The following is an 18,419-nucleotide window of genomic DNA, read 5'->3' as shown; positions in this document are numbered from 1 at the left end:
CAGGCACCAGTTTCCTCTCGCTTCGCTGCAGCTCGTCTGCAGGCACTCCGACGGATGTTTCCGGGTTCGTTCCCGATCCGCTCTCGGCGACGACCGTCGTGTCACGTTACCGACCTGTCAGCCTACCGAGGCGCCACGGTCACCTCGTCAGTCGACCTGGAGGATCAACTTGCTCTCCGGTTCGGCCGACAGCGGCACGCCGTCGCGCTGCAGCAACCACGACGCGATGTTGCGGAACAACGGCGCGGCCGATTGGCCCCCGCTGCCGTCGGAGCTGCGGGTCGGGGCGTCGAGCATGATGCCCACGACATAGCGCGGATCGTCGGACGGAGCGATGCCGGCGAAGGTGATCCAGTAGTCGGAGTTCGAGTAACACTTGCAGTTCTGGTCGATCTGCTGGGCGGTACCCGTCTTGCCCGAGATCTGATAGCCCTCGATGGCGGCGCCCGCACCGGTGCCCTGCTGGTTGCCGGTATCGGACTGGACGACGGAACGGAACATGTCGCGCACCGTCGCGGCGGTCTGCGGGCTCACCACCCGCACCGGATCGGGACGGGGCGTCTCGGTGCGCGTGCCGTCCGGCGCGATGGTCGCGCGCACGACCCGCGGCGGGACACGTTCCCCGTCGTTCGCGATGGTCTGGTAGATCGCGGTCATCTGCAGCAGGGTCATCGACAGACCCTGGCCGATGGGCAGGTTCGCGAAGGTGCCACCCGACCACTGCTCACGGCTGGGCAGCAGACCCGCGGATTCGCCGGGCAGGCCGACATCGGTGCGCTGGCCGAGACCGAACAGTCGCAGCATCTCGGCGAAGCGGTCCTCACCGATCCGCTCGGCGAGCATGAGCGTGCCGACGTTCGACGACTTCCCGAACACACCCGTCGTGGTGTACGGCACGACCCCGTGATCCCAGGCGTCCTTGACGGTCGCGCCGGCCATGGTGATCGTGCCGGGGACCTGCAGGACCTCGTCGGGGCGGGTCAGACCGTCCTCGATCGCCGCGGCCGCGGTGATGATCTTGTTCACGGACCCGGGTTCGAACGGCGAACTGACCGCGAGGTTGCCCTGTTCGGCGTCGGGCGGGTTGTTCGCGACACCGATCGACGGGTCGAAGGTGCTGTCGTTCGACATGGCGAGCACTTCGCCGGTGTGCGCGTCGAGCACCACAGCGGAGGCGTTCTTCGCCCCGGACAGGTCCTTCGCGCGCTGGACCTCCTGCTGCACGTGGTACTGCAGGTCGTTGTCGATCGTGAGCTCGACGGAGGAACCGTCGACGGCGGGCTGACGGTCGCGCCAGCTGCCCGGGATGACGGCGCCGTCGGATCCACGGTCGTAGGTGGACGAACCGTCGGTACCCGCCAGCACGGCGTCCATCGACGCTTCGAGCCCGATCAGGCCGTGTCCGTCCCAGCCGGTCGCGCCGACGAGATTGGCGGCGAGCGATCCGCCCGGATACAGACGGATGTCCTGACGCTCGGTGCCGACCTTGTCGTACTCGTCGACGATCTCCGCCGCGACCCCCGGATCGACGCCGCGGGCGAGGTAGACGAAGGTCTCGTCGCTCTCGAGCATCTCGAGCACGTCCTTCTCCGGCGCCGCAGCGCCGAGCGCCTCGTGGACCGCCGACGCGACGCCCTCGAGATATTCGGAGACCTCGGGCCGGGACGGGTCCTTCGCACGTTCCTCCTCGAGTTCCTTGCGCACCCGCACGGGTTGGAAGGTCAGCGCCTTCGCTTCCATGGTGTACGCGAGCGGTTCCCCGTTGCGATCGGCGATGGTGCCGCGGGTCGCGGGTTCGACGAGTCGGGTGGTGCGCTGGCTGGCGGCTTCGGCGGACAGTGTGGGGGCCTGGACGAGCTGCACGGACAACAACTGGGCGACGGCTACGCCCAGAATGCCGAACATGCCGATCCGGCCCCACTTGTTGCGGAACGCGAAACTCGTCCGGTCGCGCTGCTTGCGATCGCGCGGCGCGGGCATTCGAGCGCGGCCGCCGCGCGTCGCCGGGGTGGAACGTCGCTGCGGTGCACGCCGAGGGGTGGAGCGGTTGTTCACCGAGGCCCGCCCTCGGGTTCCGTCGGCACGGCCTGGACTGGCGCTTCGGGCGCCGCCTCACGGGGCGCTTCGGATTGCGGCAGTTCGCTCACGGGTACCGATTGTCCTGCCGCGGGCGGTACAGGTGCGGCACCCTCGACATCCGGCGTGGCGGCCGCGGGAGCTTCCGCCGCGGGTACCGGCACGGGAGCCGGTGCCGGTTCCTCGCCCACCGGGCGGCCGTCGGCCGATGGCGCGGCCCGACGCGTGCCCTCGGTGTCGGTGCGCGGCCGGGGTTCCTCGCTCACGTCACCGAGCGGCCGCGGGGTCTCCGCCCCGGCGCTGCCGGCCAGCGGGGTCTGGACGCGGGCGTCCTCTCGGGCGGGCGGATCCAGCGGGACCGGCGGGGCACCCTGGGCCGGAACCGGATCGCCCACCACCTGCACCGAACCGTCCGGAGCGACGACGATCCGCGCGACCTGCCCGGTGGGGATCATCCCCAGTTCCGCCGCGGCGACCGCGAGCGCGGGAGCCGACTCGGCCGTGGCGACGTCGCGCTGGAGCACCGCCCGCTTCTGGGCGAGCTCCTCGTTGAGGGACCGCGCCGCGCTGAGCTCGTAGGAGTCTTCGGTCGCCCGGGTGGTCAGCAACAGCGTCACGGCCATGCCCACGCCCAGGAGCCCGATGATGGTGGCGACGAACGGGATCCGGGTGCGGACACGTCCGGCACCCGTCGTGCGCCCGCGGGTCTGCACCTGTTCGACCCCGAGCTGCGCTGCGCGCTGCGACCGTCGCTGATAGGCACGCTGCGCTGCGGTCGATCGCCCCGGGTTCCGGCGCTGCGGGGGTGCCACCTGTACGGTCATCGGTTACCTCCTGGCGATTCGTTCTGCAGCACGCAGGCGGACGGGCGCCGAACGTGGGTTGGCCTCGATCTCGTCGTCCGTTGCCCGCTCCGCACCGCGGGTGAGGATGCGCAGTTCCGGTCCCATCCCGGGCAGTTCGACCGGAAGCCCTTCGGGACTGCGGGACTTCGCACGCGGTGTCAGTTCCTGCTTGACGACCTTGTCCTCGAGCGACTGGTAGGACATGAAGACGATCCGGCCGCCCACCGCGAGAGCGTCGAGAGCGTCGGGGATCGCGGTGCGCAACGAGTCGAGCTCCGCGTTGACCTCGACCCGCAACGCCTGGAAGGTGCGCTTGGCCGGGTGACCACCGGTACGGCGGGTCGCCGCCGGGATCGTGCGGTACAGCAGTTCGACGAGTTCGCCGCTCGTCCGGAAGGGAGTCTTGGCCCGGGTCCGCACGATCTCGGAGGCGATCCTGCCGGCGAAGCGCTCCTCGCCGTAGGTGCTCAGGATGCGAGCGAGGTCGCCGTGACTGTAGGTGTTGAGGACATCGGCCGCGGTGATGCCGGTGGTGGCATCCATCCGCATGTCGAGCGGGGCGTCCTTGGAATAGGCGAAACCGCGCTCCGCCTCGTCGAGCTGCATCGAGGACACGCCGAGATCGAACAGGGCGGCGTGGACCGAGCCGTACCGGTCGAGGCCGACGCTCTCGAGCGCGTCGGCGATCCCGTCGTAGCGGGTGTGGACGAAGTCTGTGCGGTCGGAGAACCGTGCGAGTCGCTCGCGGGCGATCGCCAGTGCGTCGGTATCACGGTCGAGGCCGACGAGCCGCAGCCTCGGGTAGATCGTCAGGAAGTGTTCGGAGTGCCCCCCGAGACCGAGTGTCGCGTCGACGTAGACCGCGCCCTCGCCGTCGGGACCGACGCTCTCGATGGCCGGACCGAGAAGGTCGACGGCGCGCTGGAGCATGACGGGCACGTGGCCGAATTCCGCCGCAGATGTCACATCGGCACCGGTGGCCTCATCCGTACCATCGACGGATTCGTGCTCGCCGTCCACCATGTGTCCTCCGGAATCCTGCTCGGGCCGCTTACGGTCTGTCGGGTACTCGTCGGGTGGACGGTGGTATGCCTCGTGCCTGCCTGTCGCTCGTCTCGATACCGTGCTCGCCGCCACGGGGGTGGATACGGAAGACGGCGAATGCCTCGAGGTCTCTGTCCGAGTCCGAAGAGACCTGACGCCGGGGAAGTGCGTCAGGGCCCTCCGGTCCGTACCTGGCGCTGGGGAAGTGCGTCAGGGCCGGCACATCGGGCAGAGGCCTCGCGGCACTCGCCGCGCAGCCCGAGCCGTGGTTACAAGATGTCGCGTAGTGCTTCGTCTCTCGCTTCCGAGAAGTCTTCTTCGTGCTCGGCGAGGTAGGTCTCCCATGCCGTCGCGTCCCAGATCTCGAGGTACCTGACCGAACCGATCACCACGCAGTCCTTGGTGAGACCGGCGTACTTGCGGTGAGCTGACGACAGCGTGATCCGGCCTTGTGAGTCGGGTCGCTGCTCCTCCGTTCCCGACGCGAGACTCCGCAGGAACGCACGTGCCTGAGGGTTGCTCCGTGAGGCACTCGCAGCGCGTTCGGCCAGAGCGGCGAACTCGTCGCGAGGGAACACGGTGAGGCTGTGATCCTGCCCCTTCGTGATCATCAATCCTCCCGCCAGCTCGTCTCGGTACTTCGCCGGCAGTGTCAGCCGGCCCTTGTCGTCCAACTTCGGGGTGTAGGTACCGAGGAACACTCGGCGCCTCCCCGCTGCCGGACGGATGCTTCGCGCGACAGGACACCTTGTCCCGCCGCGCCCCACATTACCCCACTTTGCCCCACCGGAAACGGATTACTGCCGCCCGGCCGCGCGTGTTGTCGTCACATTCCCAGCTCAGAGCAGGTGGCGGAAAATGGGGACACGCGCTCGCGTGACGACGACGGATCCACCGCTGTCGGCGCCCCGACGATCCGCCCCACCGGCGGAGCGAGGGCCGAGCAATCGGCGACCAGGGAAAACACTGCGGCCGGAGCCGAGGTGGGAGGCGGTGGGGAGACGGAGATTGCGCGAGTGGGGCGCGGTGGTGGAGGGACAGAGGGGCGGAGAGGCGGGCGACGCCGGGTCGGTGAAAGGTCTGCAGACGAACGACGACGGCACGACCCGTGGGTCGCGCCGTCGTCGGTACACCTGATGGTCGAGGAGGTCAGTCCTGCTCGAAACGCCTCCGGAACCGCTCTTCCATGCGGTTGGTGAAGCCACCACCCGAGGACTTCTTGCCGCCGCGGGAACTTCGACCGGACTTTCCGGAACCGGAACTACCGCCCGTCGCCCCGGGAGTCGACGGCCGACGACCGCCGAGGAGCAACAAGACTCCGGCGGCGAACATCACGAGGAACCCGAGCAGACTGATGATCGGGAAGCCGCCCGGCTTGAGCGGCAGGGCAACGCCGGCGATCAGCAGCGTCAGGCCCAACACGAACAATGCGCCGGCCTGTAGCCGCCGCCGGTTCGACGCCATCCCCAACCGGCTGCCACGCACGGTCGAGGCGAACTTGGGATCCTCAGCATAGAGCGCGCTCTCGATCTGATCGAGCATGCGCTGCTCGTGCTCGGAGAGTGGCACGGTACCTCCCCCGGCACTAAACGGTGGCCACCGGATCCGTGGGGCGAATCCGGTGGGGGGCCGTCCGTACGGCCGCCTGAGTCAATAATACGAGCAGATGTCGCTGTGGACCACAAACTCCACACGTGAGTTCGATCCCGTCGTCGGCGAAGGCCCTCGTGAAGGGGCGAAAGTCACCCACCGACACCGACCTCCGGCTCTGCTTCGGCGTCGAGATAGCCCTCCACATCGTGCAGGAAGTGGCCCACCTCGTCGTAGAAGGCACCGGATTCGTCGGCTCCCACCGCCTGCGCGACCCCCGCCTCGACCGCGGTGCGGGTGGCGGAGCGATCGGCGAAGTAGTCGGCCCAGACGGCGAAGGACTCGTCGGCGCGCGCCATGAGTGCCCATGCGTTGCGCGTCGCGGGTCGGCGGGGCCGGATCCCGGAGCGCAGCTCCGCGGCCGCGACCACCGCACCGGCACCGCGCAGCGCCGCCAGGTAGGCGAGGCGGAACCGCTCGCCCGGATCGCCGGCACCGGCGGCACCGGAAAGCAGATCGTCGGCCTTGCGCAGCAGCGTCGCCGCGCGCGCCGAGGTGGCATGGTCGATGCATGCGGACGGCCCGAGCGTGGGAGACGTTCGGCGCGGGCCTCGACTCGCGACCTGACCGTTGGTCATGTTCACGCACCTCCTCGGCGTGGTCTCACCACTCGTTACAACGAGCGGTATCCGGTGGCATTCCCGCCGAAACGCCGAGGAACGGAGATCACTGTCCTCGAGTGAGGCCCGACACGGACGCCGAGCGGGAGACCCCAGGGTGATCCGGGGATGTTCGCTTCCCTCGAACATCCCCGGATCACCGATGTCGAACATGCGTTCGACGTATTCAATATAGCTGGACCCACCGACAACCCGTCAAGAGAAAGCGGCCACGTCATCCCGAACGATCAGCGAGACCCGAGCACCTCCGACGCACCGCGAGCCACCCGAACGAGTCACGCATGACCACCGATCCCTGCCAGGACGCCCCGATCCTCACCGAACTCTCCCCCGCGGACTTCCGTGCGCACCTGCCCTCGCTGCTGACCGTCTACGTCGCGGCGATGCGATATCCCCGAGGCACGGAGTACCACCGCGCGCCGATGTGGTCCGAGCATTCGGCCCGCGCGGGTTGGCAGGCGTTCGCCGCGAGCCTCCCCGAGGATCCGGACACCGTCGTCGGGATCGCGTACGGCTACCGGGGCGACACCCGCCAGTGGTGGCACCAGCAGGTGCGCGCCGGCATGCGCCATTCCGGACGGTCCCCCGAGGAGATCGATCGCGTTCTCTCCGACTACTTCGAGCTCACCGAACTGCACGTCCGACCCGACATGCAGGGACGCCGCATCGGTGAACTGCTCCTGTCGGCGCTGCTGCGGGAACGCACGGAAGCGGCCGTACTGCTGTCGACACCCGAGGTGCCGGGCGAGGACAACCGGGCGTGGCGGCTGTACCGTCGGTTCGGATTCCAGGACGTCGTCCGCCGGTTCGTCTTCACCGGCGACGCCCGCCCGTTCGCGGTCCTCGGCAGGAGCCTGCCCCTCGAGCCGGACCTCGTTCCGCACCACCATCACACGATCGGCGATCCGGACGGAAGCGGTACCCCATGAACGCCACACTCGACGTCGTCGTCGTCGGCTCGGGCCACAACGCCCTGGTCTCCGCGTGTTATCTCGCCCGCGACGGATGGTCGGTGGAGGTTCTCGAACGCGACACCGTGCCGGGCGGCGCCGTCTCCACCGTCGAACGTTTCCCCGGATATGCCGTCGACCGCGGCTCCTCGGCGCACATCATGGTGCGCCACTCCGGGATCGTCGAGGAACTCGATCTCGCCGCCCACGGCCTGCGCTACATCGACTGCGACCCGTGGGCGTACGCGCCGCCCCCGGCGGACTCCGACCGTCCCGGCATCGTCTTCCACCGCGATCTCGACCGGACCTGCGCCTCCGTCGAGGCCGCCTGCGGACGCCGCGAGGCCGACGCGTACCGCCGCTTCGTGCAGGACTGGGGCCCGCGCAGCGCGGCGGTGATGACGTCGTTCACCCGTCCCCCGACCGGCCGGCACCTGCTGTCCTCGTTCTGGGGACTCGACGCGGGTGAGGGGGGCAGCGCCCTGTCCCGCCGGTTCCTCACCACCGGCGACAGCCTGCTCGACGAGTACTTCGACGACGAACCCCTCAAGGCGGCCCTCGCCTGGTTCGGCGCGCAGTCCGGCCCGCCCATGTCCGAACCCGGCACCGCGGCGATGGTGGGCTTCGCCGCCCTCATGCACACCCTTCCCCCGGGTCGCGCGATCGGCGGAAGCGGTGCGCTCACCCAGGCCCTGCTGTCGCGGCTGCGGTCCGATGGCGGCACGGTGACCTGCGGCGACGCCGCCACCGAGATCCGCCGGGCCGGCGATCTGTGGACCGTGCGCACCGAATCGGGACGCTCGGTGCAAGCCCGCAGGGTCGTCGCCGGATGCCACGTGCTGACCACGCTGGATCTGCTCGACCGCGGCGGATACGACCGCGACCGGCTCGAGGGCTGGCGTCGCAGCATGCGGGTCGGTCCGGGCATCGGCATGGTCCTGCGCCTCGGCACCGACTCGCTGCCCCGCTACCGCGGCTGCGACGAGCCCGAATCGACGACCTCCGGTCTGCAACTGCTCGTCGACGACCGCGCCCACCTGCGCGCCGCGCACGGTGCCGCGATGGCGGGAGACCTGCCCCCGCGACCCACCGTCCTCGCGATGAGCTTCTCCGCCCTCGACCCGACGATCGCACCCGACGGCAAGCACCAGATCACGCTGTGGTCCCAGTGGCATCCGTACGCGCTGCGCGGCGGACGTCGCTGGACGGACATCGCCGGCGCCGAGACCGACCGCATCCTCGCCGAGATGGAGACGCGCTCTCCCGGCTTCACCGCGAGCGTGGAGCACTGCCACGTGCAGACCCCCGCGGACATCGAGAGCGAACTCGGCCTGCTCGGCGGGAACGTCATGCACGTGGAGATGTCGCTCGACCAGATGTTCCTGTGGCGTCCGCTGCCGGAGCTGTCCGGCTACCGGGTGCCCGACGCGCCCGGCCTCTATCTCACCGGCGCCTCGACCCATCCCGGTGGTGGAGTCTCCGGTGCGAGCGGCCGCAACGCCGCCCGGGTCGCCCTCGCCGACGCCAAGGGCAGTCTCGTGGACCGCGTGAAGGGCTGGGTGTCGCGGTGACCGACACCCGCGTCCCCGCACCGACCCGACCGGCCCGGTGGCGGACGGTCCTTCCGATCGTCCCGGCCGTCGCCGCGGTCCTCGCCCAGATCGCCTATCCCCTCACCGAGGGCGGCGCCCGGGACGCCGCGACCGTCGCGGTCGTCACGCTGCTCACCGCCGCCTGCCTCGTCCACGCCGCGTTGAACCGCGGCATCACCTTCGCCGTCGTCCTGTTCGTCAGCTCGGCGGGCATCGGGTATCTGTCCGAGGTGGTCGGCACGATGACCGGCTATCCCTACGGCTGCTACAGCTACGTCACCGACAGGCTCGGGCCGGCCGCACTCGACGTCCCGCTGGTGGTGCCGCTGGCGTGGTCGGCGGGCCTGTACCCCGTCTGGTGCGTGGCCTCCCGCCTCGTCCGCAACGGTCCCGGCAGGGTCGCGGCGGTCACCATCGGCATGCTGGGCTGGGATCTCTATCTCGACCCCCAGATGGTGGCGGACGGGCACTGGTCGTGGTGCAACGCCGGCGGCCTGCCCGGGATCGAGCACATCCCGCTCACCAACTACGCGGGCTGGCTCCTCGTCGCCGCGATCATGGCGACCGTACTCGTGCTCGTCGACTCCCGCTCGGACCGTGCCGACGCGCCCCGGCACGACGCCGTGCCGATTGCGCTGTTCCTGTGGACGTGGCTCGGTTCGGCCCTCGCCCACAGCGCCTTCCTCGACGCTCCCGAACTCGGCTACTCCGCGGTCTACGGGCTGGTCGTCATGGGGGTACTGGGTCTTCCCCTGCTGGTCTCACTCGTCCGGTCGTGGCGCGCAAGCGTGTCCGCTCCCGGGCGGGACGAGGCACGACTCGCCGCGAGCGACCCGAAGAACCGACGAGGATGACCGTGCCTGGCACCATGTTCTCCGTGCAGTCGTCCATCCTGTCCGTCCGCCGTCGTGTCGTCGCGGTCGTGGGGCTCGTGCTCCTCGGCCTCCCGCTCCTCACCGGCTGCCTGCGCGTGCAGGCGACGATGGGGATCTCCTCCGACGACCGTGTGTCGGGGCAGATCGTCGCCGCGACCATCCCCGCCGACGAGAACGATCCCGGCCCCGAACTCACCGCTCCCTCGGCCCTGGCCGGGAAGGTGCGGGTGCAGGAGTACTCGCAGGACGGCTACGTCGGGAGCCAGGTCTTCTTCAACGACCTCACCTTCGGCGACGTCCAGCAGCTCGCCACGATGTCCGATCAGAGCGCCGGCATGTTCCAGCTCAACCTGCAGCGCTCGGGCGATCTGGTGGCACTGAACGGACGTGTGGATCTCGAGTCCGCTCCCACCCAGGGCACCGACGTGCAGTTCACCATCGCGTTCCCCGCCCGGGTGGCGACCACCAACGGCACCCGCGAGTCGGATTCGGTCGTGACCTGGAAGATTCCGGCCGGCGAGGTGAGCACCCTCCGCGCGGAGGTGCGCTACGCCGATCCCAACACGCGCGGTTTCGCGGGCTGGGCCGGAATCATGGCCGGCGGCGCCTTCGGTGTCACGCTGATCATCGCCGGCGCGGCCTGGTTCACCCGCAATCCCGCGCCGCAGTGGTCGTCGGCGAACGGGACGCGGTCCTGACCCGCCTTCCGCGCGACCCGTCCCCCGGTCTCACGCGACTCGTCGCCGGTGGCGCTCTCGTCGCCTCCTACGGCGCGGCCGTTGCCGTCGCGAACCGGGTCTCGCTCCCTCGTCTCGTGCCGGGACCGGTGGTCGACGAGCAGGTCACCGTCGTCGTCCCCGCCCGCGACGAGGCGCCCCGCATCGCCGCGATCGTGTCCGACCTGCGGGCACAGACAGGACTGCACGCCCTGCGCGTGGTGATCCTCGACGACGACTCGTCCGACGGCACCGCCGACCTGGCCACGGCCGCGGCCGAGGGCGACGAGCGCATCACCGTCGTCCGATCGACACAGCCACCGCCCGAAGGATGGACCGGGAAGGCGGCCGCGTGCGCCGCAGCCGTCGCCCACGCCGGATCGACTACCGACAGCGGCATCGTCGTGTTCGTCGACGCGGACGTCCGGCTCGCACCCGACGCGCTCGCCGCCGCCGTCGCTCTGCTGCGCCACCAGGACGCCGCGCTCGTCTCACCGTTCCCGTACCAGCTCACCGGATCGGCGCTCGAACGGCTCGTGCAGCCCCTGCTGTTCTGGTCGTGGTTCTCGTTGCTCCCCGTCGCGGTCTCGCACCGCACCCACCGGCCGTCGATGGCGGTCGCGTGCGGACAGTTCCTCGTCTTCGACGCGCGCGCCTACGCGGCGATCGGCGGGCACGCCGCGGTCGCGGCGAGTCCCACGGAGGATCTGGATCTGGCCCGGACACTGCGTCGCGCCGGACTGCCTACGACGGTCGCGGCCGCGGGCGGACTGGCGTCGTGCCGGATGTACGACGGAGCCCGCCCGCTGATCGGCGGTTACACCCGCTGGTTGTGGTCGGCGTTCGGATCCCCGGTCGGGGCGGCCGCGGTGGTCGCGCTGTATCTCCTCGCCTACTTCGTGCCCCCGGCCGCGGCGCTTCTCGGCGGGGGACGGACGCGACGCTGGGGCGTGGCCGGTGCCACCGCGGGCGTGACGTCACGCCTTCTCGCGCGCGTCACCGAGCGGGGAGGACGCCGACACCCGGACGCTCCGGGCCGTCCCGTCGACGATCTGCTGGACGCCGCGGCGCACCCGGCATCGGTCCTGGCGGTCGGTGCGCTCACGGCGTCGTCGATCCGGGCACGGCGCAGCGGACGCGCGGCGTGGAAGGCCCGCGTCCTGCCCTGACCCCGAACCGGCGCGGGCCGGATGTCAGGCCGGCTGCACCGCGGCGGGAGCTTCGAGTTCGTAGCCGAGGCGGTCGAGCACCTCGCCGGTCGCGCGGGCGAAGTTGAGCGTGATGAAGTGCAGGCACGGCGCACCCTCGGAGATCAGCCGCTCGCACATCTCCGTCGCCACCTCGATACCCACCTCGCGCACCGCGGCGCGGTTCTCCTCCGGACCGTCGCCTGCCGCGCGCCGCAGCCGCTCCTCGAGAACGGGCGGCAGATGCGAACCCGACAGTTCGAGGCTGCGCCGCGCCGAGCGCAGCGACGTGATGGGCATGATCTCGGGGATGATCGGCTTGAGCCCCTGCTCGGCGTCGCAGGCCACGACCCGGTCGCGCAGCCTCAGGTAGTGCTCGACGTCGAAGAACATCTGGGTGATCGAGTACTCGGCACCCGCACGGAGCTTCTGCACGAGATAGCGGGTGTCGTGATCGAGGTCCGGGGACCGGTGGTGTCCTTCGGGGAACGACGCGACGCCCACGTGGAAGTCGCCGAGCTCGCGCACCAGACGCACGAGCTCGTCGGCGTATTCGAGACCTTCGGGGTGCTTTTCCCACTCGCCGAGCGGGTTGCCCGGCGGGTCACCGCGCAGCGCGAGGATGTTGGTGATGCCGCGGTCGGCGTAGGCGCCGACCATCGCGCGCAGTTCGTCGATGCTGTGCCCGACGGCCGTGAGGTGCGCGACCGGCAGGAGGGTGGTCTCCTCGGCGAGGCGTCCGGTGACCCGGACCGTACGGTCGCGGGTGGAGCCCCCGGCGCCGTAGGTCATCGATACGAAGGCCGGGCCGAGACGTTCGAACGTCCGCACGGCGCGCCACAGTCGTCCCTCGGCCTCGGCGTCGCGAGGCGGGGAGAACTCGACGGAGAACGGAATGCGGCCCGAACGCGCGGACCCGAGACGGTCCACGATCGACGGGGTCCGAGAAATCCCGCCGTCCTCGGTTGCCCTGACGAAGTCGCTTGTCACCGGTCCAGCATAGGTGGCGCCCCCGGGGCGGTCGCTACCGGCGACGACCCGACTGTGCGGATAGGCTGGTCGCGGCACCTCCGGCTCACCCGCCTCCGAGGTGCCGTCACCCACCGACCTGGAGGTTTCGTCCTGTCTACCGGCGCCGTTCACCTGTCTGCCGAGCAGCTCCCCCATCGGGTGGAGGACTCCCTCCGGCAGTTCTTCACCTCACGCTCCGACCTGGTCGACTCGGTGGGCAATGGATACCGGCAGGCCGTCGACACGCTCGAGGCATTCGTGCTGCGCGGCGGCAAGCGGGTGCGTCCGCGTTTCGCCTGGACGGGCTGGCTCGGCGCCGGTGGTGACCCGACCGGGCCGGACGCCGAGGCCGTCCTGCAGGCGTGCTCCGCGCTCGAGCTCGTGCAGGCCGCGGCGCTCGTCCACGACGACATCATCGATGACTCCACCACGCGCCGCGGATTCCCCACCGTGCACGTCGAGTTCACCGAGCAGCACCGGAAGGCCGGCTGGCACGGCAGGCCGGAGCAGTTCGGCGAGTCGGTCGCGATCCTGCTCGGCGACCTCGCCCTGGTCTGGGCCGACGACATGCTGCACTCGGCGGGGCTCGACCCCGCGACCGTCGCGCGCGTGGTCCCGCCCTGGACCGCGATGCGCACCGAAGTGCTCGGCGGGCAGTACCTCGACATCGCCAACGAAGTGGCGGCGGACGAATCGGTGGAGGCCGCTACGCGGGTCAACCGGTTCAAGACCGCGGCGTACACGATCGAACGCCCCCTGCACATCGGCGCTGCCCTCGCCGGCGCCGACGACGACCTCATCGCCGCATACCGCCGCTTCGGCACCGACATCGGCCTGGCGTTCCAGCTGCGCGACGACCTGCTCGGTGTCTTCGGCGACCCCGAGGTCACCGGCAAGCCTTCGGGCGACGACCTGCGCTCGGGCAAGAGGACCGTCCTGTACGCGCTGGCACTGGAGACGGCCGATGCCTCCGATCCGGCCGCGGCCGAGCTGCTGCGCACCTCGATCGGGACCGATCTGTCCGACGCGCAGGTCGAGCACCTCCGCTCGCTGCTCGTCGATCTCGGCGCGGTCGCCCGAATCGAGGACCGCATCTCGGAACTGACCGACAGCGCGTTCGAGGCGCTCGAGGCGTCCGGCGCCACCGAGGAGGGCAAGGCCCTTCTGCGCGAGTCGGCGGTCGCGGCGACGCGACGGGTGGCGTGACGGCGGTGCGGACCGTTCCCGGCGCCGACCGGGTCGTCGTGGTCGGTGCCGGTCTCGCCGGTCTGTCGGCGGCGCTGTACCTGCGCGGCGCCGGTAAGGACGTCACGGTGCTCGAACGCGCCGACGACGTCGGCGGCCGGGTCGGCAGCTATCACGGCCCGGGCTACGAGATCGACAACGGCGCCACCGTGCTGACGATGCCCGAGTTGATCGACGACGCGCTCGCCGCGGTGGGCACCGACCGCAACTCCGTCCGGCCGGCCCTGCGCACCCGGCGACTGTCCCCCGCCTACCACGCGCGGTTCGCCGACGGCACCTCGATCGACGTGCACTCCGACCCCGACGCCATGGTCGCGGAGATCTCACGGGTGTGCGGTCCCGACGAGGCACGCCGCTATCTGGGGTTGCGCGCGTGGCTCGCCGACATCTTCGACGCCGAGTTCGACCGCTTCATGGACGCGAGTTTCGACTCGCCGCTCGACCTGGTCTCGTCCCCGGCGGCGCTGCGCGATCTGGCGCGTCTGCTCCGACTGGGCGGGTTCGGCAGGCTCGGCGCGCAGGTGAATCGCAGGGTCACCGACCCGCGCCTGCGCCGCGTCTTCACCTTCCAGGCGCTGTACGCGGGGGTCGCTCCGGCACGGGCCCTCGCCGTCTACGGGGCCATCGCCCACATGGACACGTCGCTGGGCGTGTACGCGGTGGACGGCGGCATGCGGTCGGTCGCCCGCGCGATGGCCGCGGCGTTCGTCGAGGCCGGCGGACGGCTCGAACTCGGCCGGGAGGTGACCTCGCTCGACCTCTCCGCCGGTCGGGTCGACGGTGTCCGCACCCGCGACGGACAGCGCTTCCCGTGCGACGCGGCCGTCCTGACCCCCGACACCCCGGTGGTCGACGGATTGCTGCCGCGCCGACGGTGCCGCCGCACGCTGGCCGCGCCGTCGGCCGTCGTGCTGCACGGGTCGATCCCCACCGGGGTGACCCGTGGCTGGGCGGCGCAACACCACCACGTGATCGATTTCGGCGGGGAGTGGGACCGCACCTTCGCGGAGATCACCCGCAGCCGCGGACGCGGCCGGCCGATGTCGGACCCCTCGCTGCTCATCACGCGACCGGCACTGTCCGATCCCGGCCTGCGATTCACCCGTGAGGGCGTCGAGCACGAACCGTTGTCGGTGCTGGCGCCATGCCCGAACCTCGACAGCGCTCCGCTCGCCTGGGCCGAGCTCGCGGTGCCCTATCGCAACGAACTGCTCGACGTCCTCGACCGCCGCGGATACGGCGGCATCACGGACGGTTTCCGCGTCGACCACATCGACACGCCGGCCACCTGGCACGCTCGTGGCATGCAGGCGGGCAGCCCGTTCTCGAGCGCTCACGTCTTCCGGCAGACGGGACCGTTCCGGCGCCGCAACCTCGATCCGGCCGTTCCCGGCGTGGTGCTCGCGGGGTCGGCGACGGTGCCGGGCGTCGGTGTCCCCACCGTGCTGTTGTCCGGAAGGCTCGCCGCCGAACGGCTCGGTGTTCCGCGAAGGCGGTGACACCGGGCGCACCACGCTCCGCGTCTCCACTAAACTGTCCTCGTTCGCCAGCTATCTGCGCGCGCCGCGCATCCACACGTCCACGGGGGAGGAACCGTACCGATGTCGTCCCCTGCCTCGCCCGACGCCGAGCCGCAGACCTCGCCCGCGCCGGAGGGGACGGCCGCACCGAAGGGTGAGCGTCCGAAGCACGCATTCCTGAGGAGTCCCGCCGGCCATGCCGCACTGCTCGGCGCGTGGGGCGCGGTACTCATGACCTTCGGCAGTTTCGGATCGGGCAGTGTCCGGCGGATCGACCCGCTGCTCGAGGACATCTATCTGTCGTGGCTGCGGTTCGGCCACGGCCAGTTGCTCTCGCGGATCATCCTGTGGGTCGGTGTGCTCCTCATGATCGCAGCGTGGGTGCGCGTCGGCCGGGCGACCCTCGCCGGCCACGTCACGGTGCGCGATCTGTGGACGGTGCTGCCCGCGTGGACCGCTCCCCTGCTGGTCGCGACACCGATGTTCAGCCGCGACGCCTACTCCTACCTCGCGCAGGGCGCACTGCTGCGCGACGGTTTCGACCCGTACGAGGTGGGCCCGGTCGTCAATCCGGGCGTCCTGCTCGACAACGTCAGCAATGTGTGGACAACGACGACCACGCCCTACGGGCCCGTCCACCTGCTGCTCGGTGCGGGCATCACGTCCATCACCGACGACAACGTGGTGACGGGCACCTGGCTGTGGCGCCTGACCATGCTTCCCGGCCTGGCACTCATGGCGTGGGCCGTGCCGAAACTCGCCCGTCGCATGGGCGGAAATCCCGCGATTGCCCTGTGGCTCGCAGTGCTGAACCCGCTCGTACTGATCCACCTCGTCGGCGGTGTGCACAACGAGCTGCTGATGGTCGGTCTCATGATCGCCGGCATCGTGTTCGTGCTCGAGGGCCGGCACCTCGGCGGCATCGCCCTGGTCTCCCTCGGCGCCGCGATCAAGGCCACCGCAGGATTGGCACTGCCCTTCCTGGTGTGGGTGTGGATGATCCACGAACGCGATCGTGCGCTTGCCGAGGGACGCGAACCGGCAGCGCCCGTGCGCCTGTTCGCCAAGGCCGTCGGCCTGGGACTGGGGGTCTTCGCCGCGGTCTTCGGTGGCACCTCGCTGCTCGCCGGTGTCGGCATCGGCTGGCTCACCGCCCTGTCCGGCTCGTCGAAGATCATCAACTGGCTGTCGCTGCCGACGATGATGGCGCACGCCGTCACCTGGGTCACTCCGTGGCGGCTCGGATCGGTCCTCGACATCACACGCATGCTCTGCGCGATCGCGCTGGTGGTGATCCTCGTGTGGGCGTGGTGGCGCTTCCGCCGCACCGAGCGCGACGCGATCTTCGGGATCGTCGTGGCGCTGACTGCGGTGACCCTGCTGTCGCCCGCCGCGCTGCCCTGGTACTACTCCTGGCCGCTCGCCGTCGCCGCCGCCTTCGCGATGTCGCCCCGGGTGCTCATGGTGCTCGTCGCACTGTCGACATGGCTGATGTTGATCTTCAACCCCGACGGGTCGATCGGGATGTACAACATCGCGCACGTCGCGCTCGCGGTGTTCGCCTCGATCGTCGCGGCCCGTTCGCTGGTCACCTACGACCCGCTGCGCCTGCGGTTACGACCTCGACCGGCATCACCCGCCGGCGCTGCCCTGGACGACCGTGCCTGAGCGCCCCACGGGGATCGCGGCCGACGATCTCACCCGGGCCTACGCCTACTGCGCCGAGCTCACCGCCGAACACGGACGCACCTACAACCTCGCGACCCGGCTGCTGCCCGCCTCGCGACGACACGCCGTGCACGCGCTCTACGGCTTCGCCCGACACGTCGACGACATCGTCGACGTCACCGCCGTGGACGACCCGGAGGCCGCGATCCGTGGTGTCGACGACGCGCACAGCCGTCTGCACGCCGCACTCGCCGGCGTTCCCGGCCCGCTCGACCACACCGGTCTCGTGGTCCGCGCGCTTGCCGACACGATCGGGCAGTACCGCATCCCGATCGACTATTTCGAGGCGTTCATCCGATCCATGCGCATGGACGTGCCCGGCACGCCCGAGTTCCGGCCCCGCTACGGGACCATGGAGGAACTGCGCGAGTACATGTACGGCTCGGCGGCGGTGATCGGTCTCGAACTGCTGCCGATCCTCGACGTCGACGATCCGGCCGCCCCGCCCGCCGCAGCCGCGCTCGGGGCGGCGTTCCAGCTCACCAACTTCATCCGCGACGTGGGCGAGGACCTCGAACGCGGACGTCTCTACATCCCGCTCGAACTGTGGTCGGCCTTCGGGGTCGACATCGACCTGCTGCAGGAATGCCGGCGCACCGGCGCGATGGACCCGAGGGTCCGGCGGGCACTCGCCCACGCGGTCGCGCTGACCCGCGCCGAATATCGCAAAGCCGAACCCGGGCTGGAGGTACTCCCCGACCGGATCCGGCCGGGTATCCGCGCAGCCTTCACGCTCTACGGGCGGATTCTCGACGAGGTCGAACGCAGCGGGTTCCGGGTGCTCGACCGGCGCGCGACGGTTCCGCGCCGCACGCGCGCCGCGGTCATGATCACCGAGTACGTCGCCGGCTCACTGCTCCGGAAGCGGTAACGACGCCCCGGAGACTCAGAAGGCGAGCGCCTGCGCCCGCCGCACGACCTCGCGCGCGGACTGCGTGTGCATCGCGGCCACAGGGCATCCACCGGGAAGAGAATCGTCCTCGGCGAAGAGCCACCGCAGGATCTCGTCGTCCTCGTAACCGCCGTCGTGCAGCACCGCGATCAGGCCCGGAAGACCCTTGAGAACGTTTCCTTCCTCGTCGAGAAAGGCCTCGGGCAGGACCGGCACGCGGTCGCGCTTGAACGCCAGCAGCTGCCGGTCGCGCACCATCTGGTGTACGCGGGAGGTGGCGACGCCGAGGCTCTTGGCCACGTCGACGAGCTGCACCACGGGCACGGAGCGGTCGAGAACGTCGTCGCAGTAAGGAATTGCACTCACCCCACCACGTTATCGCTGCGGCCGCGCAGGCAGCTACGCGGCTACCGTCCACGGGAGCTGGCTACGATCGACGGGGACGAAATCGCTCCGCACACGCGGAGC

17 protein-coding genes are annotated in these 18,419 nt (G+C 70.5%); 9 read left to right on the top strand and 8 right to left on the bottom strand.

All coding sequences use genetic code 11. The annotated features are described in order from the left end of the window. Positions 1-147: 147 nt before the first annotated feature. From NVV99_RS14020 to NVV99_RS13995, 6 genes are all read right to left on the bottom strand, one after another. Complete coding sequence (locus NVV99_RS14020) at positions 148-1,980, bottom strand: penicillin-binding protein 2 (RefSeq protein ID WP_006554145.1); 1,833 nt, start codon at positions 1,978-1,980, stop codon at positions 148-150. Between the two features lie 71 nt (positions 1,981-2,051). Next, positions 2,052-2,900: a hypothetical protein gene (locus tag NVV99_RS14015; protein WP_019289758.1), complete on the bottom strand. Its 849-nt coding sequence runs from the start codon at positions 2,898-2,900 to the stop codon at positions 2,052-2,054. Between the two features lie 3 nt (positions 2,901-2,903). Then, entirely contained in the window at positions 2,904-3,944 is a 1,041-nt protein-coding gene (gene rsmH, locus NVV99_RS14010; RefSeq protein WP_024101273.1) for a 16S rRNA (cytosine(1402)-N(4))-methyltransferase RsmH, read from the bottom strand. Between the two features lie 290 nt (positions 3,945-4,234). Beyond that, positions 4,235-4,666 (bottom strand): division/cell wall cluster transcriptional repressor MraZ, encoded by a 432-nt coding sequence (gene mraZ / locus NVV99_RS14005; RefSeq protein ID WP_006554148.1) that lies wholly within the window; start codon positions 4,664-4,666, stop codon positions 4,235-4,237. 448 nt (positions 4,667-5,114) lie between these two features. Continuing rightward, positions 5,115-5,534: a DUF3040 domain-containing protein gene (locus NVV99_RS14000; RefSeq protein WP_024101274.1), complete on the bottom strand. Its 420-nt coding sequence runs from the start codon at positions 5,532-5,534 to the stop codon at positions 5,115-5,117. Positions 5,535-5,707: 173 nt separating this feature from the next. After that, entirely contained in the window at positions 5,708-6,193 is a 486-nt protein-coding gene (locus NVV99_RS13995; RefSeq protein WP_024101275.1) for an SAV_6107 family HEPN domain-containing protein, read from the bottom strand. A gap of 323 nt (positions 6,194-6,516) precedes the next feature. Here NVV99_RS13995 and NVV99_RS13990 point away from each other — a divergent pair, with 323 nt between their 5' ends. From NVV99_RS13990 to NVV99_RS13970, 5 genes are read left to right on the top strand one after another with little or no spacing between them, the layout of a single operon-like run. Next, a complete protein-coding gene (locus NVV99_RS13990) occupies positions 6,517-7,164 on the top strand; it encodes a GNAT family N-acetyltransferase (protein WP_024101276.1) in 648 nt (215 codons plus the stop codon). After that, entirely contained in the window at positions 7,161-8,756 is a 1,596-nt protein-coding gene (locus NVV99_RS13985; protein WP_024101277.1) for an NAD(P)/FAD-dependent oxidoreductase, read from the top strand. Before NVV99_RS13990 ends, NVV99_RS13985 begins: the two co-directional genes overlap by 4 nt. Continuing rightward, positions 8,753-9,631, top strand: a complete 879-nt coding sequence (locus NVV99_RS13980) for a carotenoid biosynthesis protein (protein ID WP_024101278.1) — start codon at positions 8,753-8,755, stop codon at positions 9,629-9,631. The genes NVV99_RS13985 and NVV99_RS13980 overlap by 4 nt, the downstream gene beginning before the upstream one ends. Continuing rightward, positions 9,628-10,350 carry a DUF3153 domain-containing protein gene (locus tag NVV99_RS13975; protein ID WP_006554154.1) on the top strand — a complete coding sequence of 241 codons (723 nt, stop codon included), beginning with the start codon at positions 9,628-9,630 and terminating at the stop codon, positions 10,348-10,350. The genes NVV99_RS13980 and NVV99_RS13975 overlap by 4 nt, the downstream gene beginning before the upstream one ends. After that, complete coding sequence (locus NVV99_RS13970) at positions 10,320-11,537, top strand: glycosyltransferase family 2 protein (RefSeq protein ID WP_024101279.1); 1,218 nt, start codon at positions 10,320-10,322, stop codon at positions 11,535-11,537. The genes NVV99_RS13975 and NVV99_RS13970 overlap by 31 nt, the downstream gene beginning before the upstream one ends. A 24-nt stretch (positions 11,538-11,561) precedes the next feature. Here NVV99_RS13970 and metF read toward each other — a convergent pair whose 3' ends face one another. Then, positions 11,562-12,506, bottom strand: a complete 945-nt coding sequence (metF, locus tag NVV99_RS13965) for a methylenetetrahydrofolate reductase [NAD(P)H] (RefSeq protein WP_170318569.1) — start codon at positions 12,504-12,506, stop codon at positions 11,562-11,564. Between the two features lie 219 nt (positions 12,507-12,725). Here metF and NVV99_RS13960 point away from each other — a divergent pair, with 219 nt between their 5' ends. From NVV99_RS13960 to NVV99_RS13945, 4 genes are all read left to right on the top strand, one after another. Beyond that, on the top strand, positions 12,726-13,772 hold the full coding sequence (locus NVV99_RS13960; protein ID WP_024101281.1) for a polyprenyl synthetase family protein: 1,047 nt from the start codon (positions 12,726-12,728) through the stop codon (positions 13,770-13,772). Positions 13,773-13,777: 5 nt separating this feature from the next. Beyond that, complete coding sequence (gene crtI, locus NVV99_RS13955; protein WP_024101282.1) at positions 13,778-15,310, top strand: phytoene desaturase family protein; 1,533 nt, start codon at positions 13,778-13,780, stop codon at positions 15,308-15,310. Positions 15,311-15,412: 102 nt separating this feature from the next. Further along, entirely contained in the window at positions 15,413-16,999 is a 1,587-nt protein-coding gene (locus NVV99_RS13950) for an alpha-(1->6)-mannopyranosyltransferase A (protein ID WP_019289764.1), read from the top strand. Then, on the top strand, positions 16,992-17,930 hold the full coding sequence (locus tag NVV99_RS13945; protein WP_024101283.1) for a phytoene/squalene synthase family protein: 939 nt from the start codon (positions 16,992-16,994) through the stop codon (positions 17,928-17,930). The genes NVV99_RS13950 and NVV99_RS13945 overlap by 8 nt, the downstream gene beginning before the upstream one ends. Positions 17,931-17,945: 15 nt before the next feature. Here the strand turns inward: NVV99_RS13945 and NVV99_RS13940 are convergent, their stop codons facing one another. After that, entirely contained in the window at positions 17,946-18,317 is a 372-nt protein-coding gene (locus NVV99_RS13940) for an Rv2175c family DNA-binding protein (RefSeq protein ID WP_024101284.1), read from the bottom strand. Between the last annotated feature and the right edge of the window lie 102 nt (positions 18,318-18,419).

This window comes from Rhodococcus sp. PAE-6, assembly GCF_025290685.1.
In the GTDB taxonomy this organism is placed as follows: Bacteria; Actinomycetota; Actinomycetes; order Mycobacteriales; family Mycobacteriaceae; genus Rhodococcus; species Rhodococcus pyridinivorans.
Note: the sequence above shows the minus strand (reverse complement) of the source record. Positions and strands in the feature narration are given on the sequence as shown.

Coding starts and splice junctions, on each gene's coding strand:
- NVV99_RS14020 (WP_006554145.1), bottom strand. CDS start 1,980: ATGCCCGCGCCGCGCGATCGCAAGCAGCGCGACCGGACGAGTTTCGCG.
- NVV99_RS14015 (WP_019289758.1), bottom strand. CDS start 2,900: ATGACCGTACAGGTGGCACCCCCGCAGCGCCGGAACCCGGGGCGATCG.
- rsmH (WP_024101273.1), bottom strand. CDS start 3,944: ATGGTGGACGGCGAGCACGAATCCGTCGATGGTACGGATGAGGCCACC.
- NVV99_RS13995 (WP_024101275.1), bottom strand. CDS start 6,193: ATGACCAACGGTCAGGTCGCGAGTCGAGGCCCGCGCCGAACGTCTCCC.
- NVV99_RS13990 (WP_024101276.1), top strand. CDS start 6,517: ATGACCACCGATCCCTGCCAGGACGCCCCGATCCTCACCGAACTCTCC.
- NVV99_RS13985 (WP_024101277.1), top strand. CDS start 7,161: ATGAACGCCACACTCGACGTCGTCGTCGTCGGCTCGGGCCACAACGCC.
- NVV99_RS13975 (WP_006554154.1), top strand. CDS start 9,628: ATGACCGTGCCTGGCACCATGTTCTCCGTGCAGTCGTCCATCCTGTCC.
- NVV99_RS13950 (WP_019289764.1), top strand. CDS start 15,413: ATGTCGTCCCCTGCCTCGCCCGACGCCGAGCCGCAGACCTCGCCCGCG.